Annotated in this window: 5 protein-coding genes; 4 read left to right on the top strand and 1 reads right to left on the bottom strand. The window is 64.5% G+C overall.

All coding sequences use genetic code 11. The features are described from left to right. Positions 1-450 (top strand): DALR anticodon-binding domain-containing protein (locus ACIQ17_RS29645; protein ID WP_398473025.1); only part of this gene is annotated, 450 nt, incomplete at its 5' end. A gap of 244 nt (positions 451-694) precedes the next feature. Further along, entirely contained in the window at positions 695-1786 is a 1092-nt protein-coding gene (locus ACIQ17_RS29640) for a hypothetical protein (protein WP_398473024.1), read from the top strand. 227 nt (positions 1787-2013) lie between these two features. Here ACIQ17_RS29640 and ACIQ17_RS29635 read toward each other — a convergent pair whose 3' ends face one another. Further along, positions 2014-2379, bottom strand: a complete 366-nt coding sequence (locus ACIQ17_RS29635; RefSeq protein ID WP_398473023.1) for a DUF1236 domain-containing protein — start codon at positions 2377-2379, stop codon at positions 2014-2016. A 250-nt stretch (positions 2380-2629) separates the two neighbouring features. On the opposite strand from ACIQ17_RS29635, the gene ACIQ17_RS29630 reads away from it, so the two are divergent. Beyond that, the gene (locus ACIQ17_RS29630) at positions 2630-2788 is read left to right on the top strand and encodes a DUF3096 domain-containing protein (protein WP_398473021.1); all 159 of its coding nucleotides are present in this window, start codon (positions 2630-2632) and stop codon (positions 2786-2788) included. A gap of 118 nt (positions 2789-2906) precedes the next feature. Further along, positions 2907-5855 (top strand): pyruvate, phosphate dikinase, encoded by a 2949-nt coding sequence (gene ppdK, locus ACIQ17_RS29625; protein ID WP_398473020.1) that lies wholly within the window; start codon positions 2907-2909, stop codon positions 5853-5855. The last annotated feature ends 286 nt before the right edge of the window (positions 5856-6141 follow it).

The raw sequence follows: 6141 nt of genomic DNA, 5'->3' as shown, positions 1-6141 counted from the left end.
GATGCCGTGTTTGCGCTAGGTGGTCAGGACGATCTGTTGATGGTGGTCCGCCGCGTCGAGGCGCTCGGCAAGTTCCTGGATAGCGACGACGGCAAGAACCTGCTTGCCGGCACCAAGCGCGCCAGCAACATCCTCACCATCGAGGAGAAGAAGGACAAGCGCAGCTTCGACGGTGCGCCGGATGCCTCGCTGTTCAGGCTCGACGAGGAAAAGGCGCTGGCCAAGGCGATTGCCGAGGTCGGGCCGGAAGCGAGTGCCGCGGTGGCCAAGGAAGACTTTGCCGGCGCCATGGCCGCGATGGCAAAACTGCGCCCGGCGGTGGATGCGTTCTTCGACAAGGTGAAGGTGAACGACGACGACGCGGCGGTTCGCGAAAATCGTCTGAAGCTGCTGAACGAGATCCGCGCGGCGACGCGTGCGGTGGCGGATTTCTCGAAGATCCAGGATTGAGCGGCGACGCTCCGTCCTTTCACCACGTCATGGCCGGGCTTGACCCGGCCATCCATCTTTCTTCGGTGGATGCTGCGAAGATGGATCCCCGGGTCAAGCCCGGGGATGACGGAGTGAGTTCGCGGGGGCGACACTCCGGAAATACTCCGAGACCTCCGGCAACATTAACCTTCCCTTAACCATCCCCTGAAAAGGTCTGGTTCCATCAACGGTTTCTTAACCGTCCCATGGAGCGCGCCTGCGCATGACCTCGGTCAATACCGGTCTCAACCCATACGCCAATTACGGCTCGGCCTATGCCCGCGCTGCGGCCACGCAGCCGTCGCTGGCCAATACGCTCAATGCCAATGAAAGCGCGTCGGCGTCGTCCTCTGCCGCCACCAATCTGACGCTGTCCGACGCAGCCAGGGCGCAGCTCGCAAATTCGGGCGATGTCAAAACCATCGCCGCCGTCATCACCGAGACGCGCACCGCGCTCGACGGGCTCTACACCGCCGCCAAGGTCAAGGGGCCGTATGACGCGAGCGGCAAGCTCACCGTCGATCTCGCCTCGCTGGATCGCCGCGCGCTGTTCGCGATCTCGACCAACAATGGCGGCAGCTTCACCGCCGACGAACAGAAGGCCGCGAGCGCCGAACTCGCGCAGCGCTTCAACGCCGCGATGTCGCCGGCCGCCGGCACCGCAAAGCTCACCGGCAATTTCGCCGGCCTCTACAAGGCCGCCGCGGACTATCTCGATGCGGCCGGTCCGGAAGAAAAAGCCACCACGCTCTGGGCCGCACAGCGTGATGCCGTCGCCAAGGGCGTGCAGGCCACGCAGCAGACGCCGGACAAGGCACCGTCCGGCATCGCCGGTGATCCCGTCGCCGCTTTTCTCGCGCAGCCTGATGAAGCCCCGCCGGTGAAGAGCATCGGCGATGTCGCCAAAGCCGTGCGCGCCGCGCTGGATGCGCAGGCCAAGGCGGCGAGGGATAGCGGCAAGGGCGAGCTCGTCTTCGACGCCGGCCGCAAGACCGGGCAGATGGCCGATCTCTCCGGCATCGACAATCGCTCGCTGTCGGCCATGTCGCTCAATCAGGATGGGTTGTTCTCGAAGGAAGAGAGCTTTGCCGCCAAGCAGACGCTGGACGCGCGCAACCGCGCGGCGATCCTCGACGCGCTGCAGGCGAGCCAGAAGAGCGGCGATCCCGCCCAGCTCAGCCTCGGCATTCTCAATGTGTATTCCGGCATGAGCGATGAAGAGCGGACCGCGTCGAACTGGACGCCGGCCTTCCGCGACAATGCGGTGGCGGCGTACAAGTCGACGAATAATATTTTGTCGATGCTGAAGGGCTAGCGCCGAGCCGTAGGATGGGTAGAGCGCAGGCGCGTAGCGCCGGAGCGAAACCCATCAGCTGAACCGTGCGGCAAACTCCGCCGATGGGTTTCGCTTCGCTCTACCCATCCTACGCGCTACGCGCCCCCAAAAGAAAAGCCCCGCCCGGCAGGGGAAAACCGGGGCGGGGCTTCTTCGTCCAGTCGCTCATCGGAAAGCGCCCGAACGAATTTCAGTCGGCGGTCGGGTTAATCGACCACCTGCACGATGCGGCGCGAGCGGGGCTCGACCAGCACCGTCTGTCCGTTCACCACCGTGTAGCGATACGGGGTCTGCGCCACCGATTGCGGCACGTCGTAATAGGTCACGCCGGCTTCCGGCAGCGTGGTGCCGACCACGATGCGATCCGGCACCGTGAATTCCGGCACGCGCTCGCGCACCACATATTCGCGGAAGGCCGGCCGCTCTGCGACCGTGATGCCATCGGGATCGTTCTGGTCGACGATCACCCGGTCACCGCCGGCCACGCCGACCGTCACGCCCTGGGCCTGTGCCGCAAACGGCATGCTGAACGCACCCATGAGGGCGGCTGCTGCAATCAGTTTGTTACGCATGGTCATCTCCTTCATGAACGATGTCCGGCTTGCTCCGCCGGTCCTGCCATCCAGCCTGGTCTGATTTATTCACCGTCGGCCAATGCCTGCCGCCAGCGATCGTTCCGGAATTTTTGGGGACACAATGCCGGTTTTTGATGCATTGCAGCGATGCAACCGGGAACCCATTGATGCCCGGCGCGTCTTCATGCTGCTACTCCCCCGCGGCGCGCAGGGCGTCGAATCGCATCACAGCACTCGGAGATCCCCCATGACCATCACGGCCGCTCATATCCAGCCGATCGTCGCGCTCATCGCTGGTGTCCTGATTCTGATCATGCCGCGGCTGCTGAACTTCATCGTCGCGATCTATCTGATCTTCATCGGCCTGGTCGGCCTCGGCGTCTTCAAGCTGCTGAAGATCGGCTAATTTACGCCACGCAATTCCGTAACAAGCTACCGGCGCCGTCGCTTGCACCACATCGCCTAAACGTGGTGTAAGGCGGTTCCTTCCCGTCTCCATCCTCTCGCCGGATCGATTGAGAACCATGGCCAAAACCGCATCGAAGTCCAAGAAGGCTGCCAAGCAAGCCGCGAAGTCCAAACCCGCTGCCAAGGCTGCCGCAAAGGCTGCGCCCGCGGCTCGCAAGGCATTGAAGGCGCCCGCGAAGTCGAAGGCACCGGCCAAGGTCGCCAAGCCCGCTGCCAGGAAGGCGGTTGCAAAGGCGCCGGTGGCGAAGAAGACGGTTGTAACCAAGGCTCCGGTCAAGGCAGTTGCGAAGAAGCCCGCCGCGAAGGCGGCGTCTTCCGCCATCAAGGCCGGCAAGTGGGTCTATTCCTTCGGCGGCGGCAAGTCCGAGGGCAAGTCGGACATGCGCAACCTGCTCGGCGGCAAGGGCGCAAACCTCGCGGAAATGGCCAATCTCGGCCTGCCGGTGCCTCCGGGCTTCACCATCCCGACCTCGGTCTGCACCTATTACTATGACAACAAGAACAGCTACCCGAAGGAGCTGAAGGCGCAGGTCGAGAAGGCGCTGGAGACCGTCGGCAAGATCACCAAGAAGACCTTTGGCGACGACAAGAACCCGCTGCTGGTCTCGGTGCGTTCGGGCGCCCGCGCCTCGATGCCGGGCATGATGGACACCGTGCTCAATCTCGGCCTCAACGACGTCACCGTCGAGGCGCTGGCCGAACTCTCGGGCGACAAGCGCTTCGCCTATGACAGCTATCGCCGCTTCATCACCATGTATTCAGACGTGGTGCTCGGCTTCGATCATCATCACTTCGAGGAAATCCTCGACACCTACAAGGACAACAAGGGCTACACGCTCGACACCGATCTCGATGGTGACGACTGGGTCCACCTCGTAGGCAAGTACAAGGAAGCCGTCGCCCGCGAGACCGGCAGCGATTTCCCGCAGGATCCGCACGCCCAGCTGTGGGGCGCCATCGGCGCCGTGTTCTCCTCCTGGATGAATCAGCGCGCCATCACCTACCGCAAGCTCCATGACATTCCGGAGAGCTGGGGCACCGCCGTCAACGTGCAGGCCATGGTGTTCGGCAACATGGGCGACACGTCGGCGACGGGCGTGGCCTTCACGCGCAATCCGTCCACCGGCGAGAGCAAGCTGTATGGCGAATTCCTGATCAATGCGCAGGGCGAGGACGTCGTCGCCGGCATCCGCACCCCGCAGGACATCACCGAGGAAGCGCGCATCGAGTCGGGCTCCGACAAGGCGTCGATGGAATCGGCGATGCCGGAAGCCTTCAAGGAGCTGACCCGCATCTACAAGCAGCTCGAGAAGCACTACCGTGACATGCAGGATCTCGAATTCACGGTCGAGCAGAACAAGCTCTGGATGCTGCAGACCCGTAACGGCAAGCGCACCGCCAAGGCCTCGATCCGCATCGCGGTCGAGCTCGCCAATGAAGGCGTGATTTCAAAGAACGATGCCATCACCCGCATCGATCCGGCCGCGCTCGATCAGCTGCTGCACCCGACCATCGATCCCTCGGCCGAACGCGACGTGATCGCGACGGGCCTGCCGGCCTCGCCGGGCGCCGCGTCGGGCGAGATCGTGTTCTCGTCGGATGAAGCCGCAAAACTGCAGGCCGATGGCAAGAAGGTCATCCTGGTCCGCATCGAGACCTCGCCGGAAGACATTCACGGCATGCACGCGGCGGAAGGCATCCTCACCACCCGCGGCGGCATGACCTCGCATGCGGCGGTGGTCGCGCGCGGCATGGGCAAGCCCTGCGTCTCCGGCACCGGCGCCATCCGCGTCGATTACGGCCGCGGCACCATGACCATCGGCGGTCGCGTCTTCAAGGCGGGCGACATCATCACCATCGACGGCTCCACCGGTCAGGTGCTGGCCGGTCGTCTGCCGATGATCGAGCCGGAACTGTCGGGCGAATTCGGCACGCTGATGGGCTGGGCCGACAAGGTCCGCAAGCTCAAGGTCCGCGTCAACGGCGACACGCCGGAAGATGCCCGCACCGCCATCAAGTTCGGCGCCGAAGGCATCGGCCTGTGCCGTACCGAGCACATGTTCTTCGAGGAAACCCGCATCCGCACCGTGCGCGAGATGATCCTCGCTGAAGACGAGCAGGCGCGCCGCGCCGCGCTCGCCAAGCTGCTGCCGATGCAGCGTGCCGACTTCGTCGAGTTGTTCGAGATCATGCACGGCCTGCCGGTCACGATCCGCCTGCTCGATCCGCCGCTGCACGAATTCCTGCCGCACACCCAGGGCGAGATCGAGGAAGTCGCGCGCGTCATGAATACCGATCCGCGCAAGCTGGCGGACCGTGCGCGTGAACTCGCCGAATTCAACCCGATGCTCGGCTTCCGTGGCGTGCGTCTGGCGATCGCCTATCCGGAGATCGCCGAGATGCAGGCGCGTGCGCTGTTCGAAGCTGCTGTCGAGGCCGAGAAGCGCACCGGCGATGCGGTTGCCCTTGAAGTGATGGTGCCGCTGATCGTCGGCAAGCAGGAACTCGACCTCACCAAGGCGCGCATCGATGCCACCGCCGAGGCAGTGACCAGGGAAACCGGCGGCAAGCTCAACTACACCGTCGGCACCATGATCGAGCTGCCGCGCGCAGCCTTGATGGCGGGCGAGATTGCCCAGACGGCCGAGTTCTTCTCCTTCGGCACCAACGATCTCACCCAGACCACCTTCGGCATCAGCCGCGACGACGCCGCGAGCTTCCTCGGCACCTATATCGCCAAGGGCATTCTCGAGGTCGATCCGTTCATCTCGGTGGATCGGTCGGGCGTGGGCGAATTGGTGAAGATCGGCGTCGAGCGCGGCCGCAAGACCCGTAAGGGCCTCAAGATGGGCATCTGCGGCGAACACGGCGGCGATCCTGCCTCGGTGGCGTTCTGCCACCAGATCGGTCTCGATTACGTCTCGTGCTCGCCCTATCGCGTGCCGATCGCCCGCCTCGCCGCAGCGCAGGCCGCGCTCGGCAAGGAGATCGCCAGCCAGGCGTAAGAGGGCTGGACGTGAATTTGAAACGGCCGGGCAACAGCCCGGCCGTTTCTTGTTTGTAAGCAATGACGCGCTGAGGCCGCTGGTCTCCCTCCCTCAAGCCGCGAGCGGCGCAGCGGGGAGGGTGGCGCGTAGCGCCGGGTGGGGTCTCGCCCCACGCGACATAAGAGCTCGTGGAAGCACCCCACCCGTCTCGAAGCTCGCTGAACGCTCGCTTCTCACCACCCTCCCCGCCGCGCGGCGTCGCCGCGGGGGGGGGGGGCCAGGGGCCGCCCGCGCGCCAGATCTT

Source organism: Tardiphaga sp., from assembly GCF_044340795.1.
Classification (GTDB): domain Bacteria; phylum Pseudomonadota; class Alphaproteobacteria; order Rhizobiales; family Xanthobacteraceae; genus Tardiphaga.
This window is presented reverse-complemented; position numbering and strand designations above follow the sequence as displayed.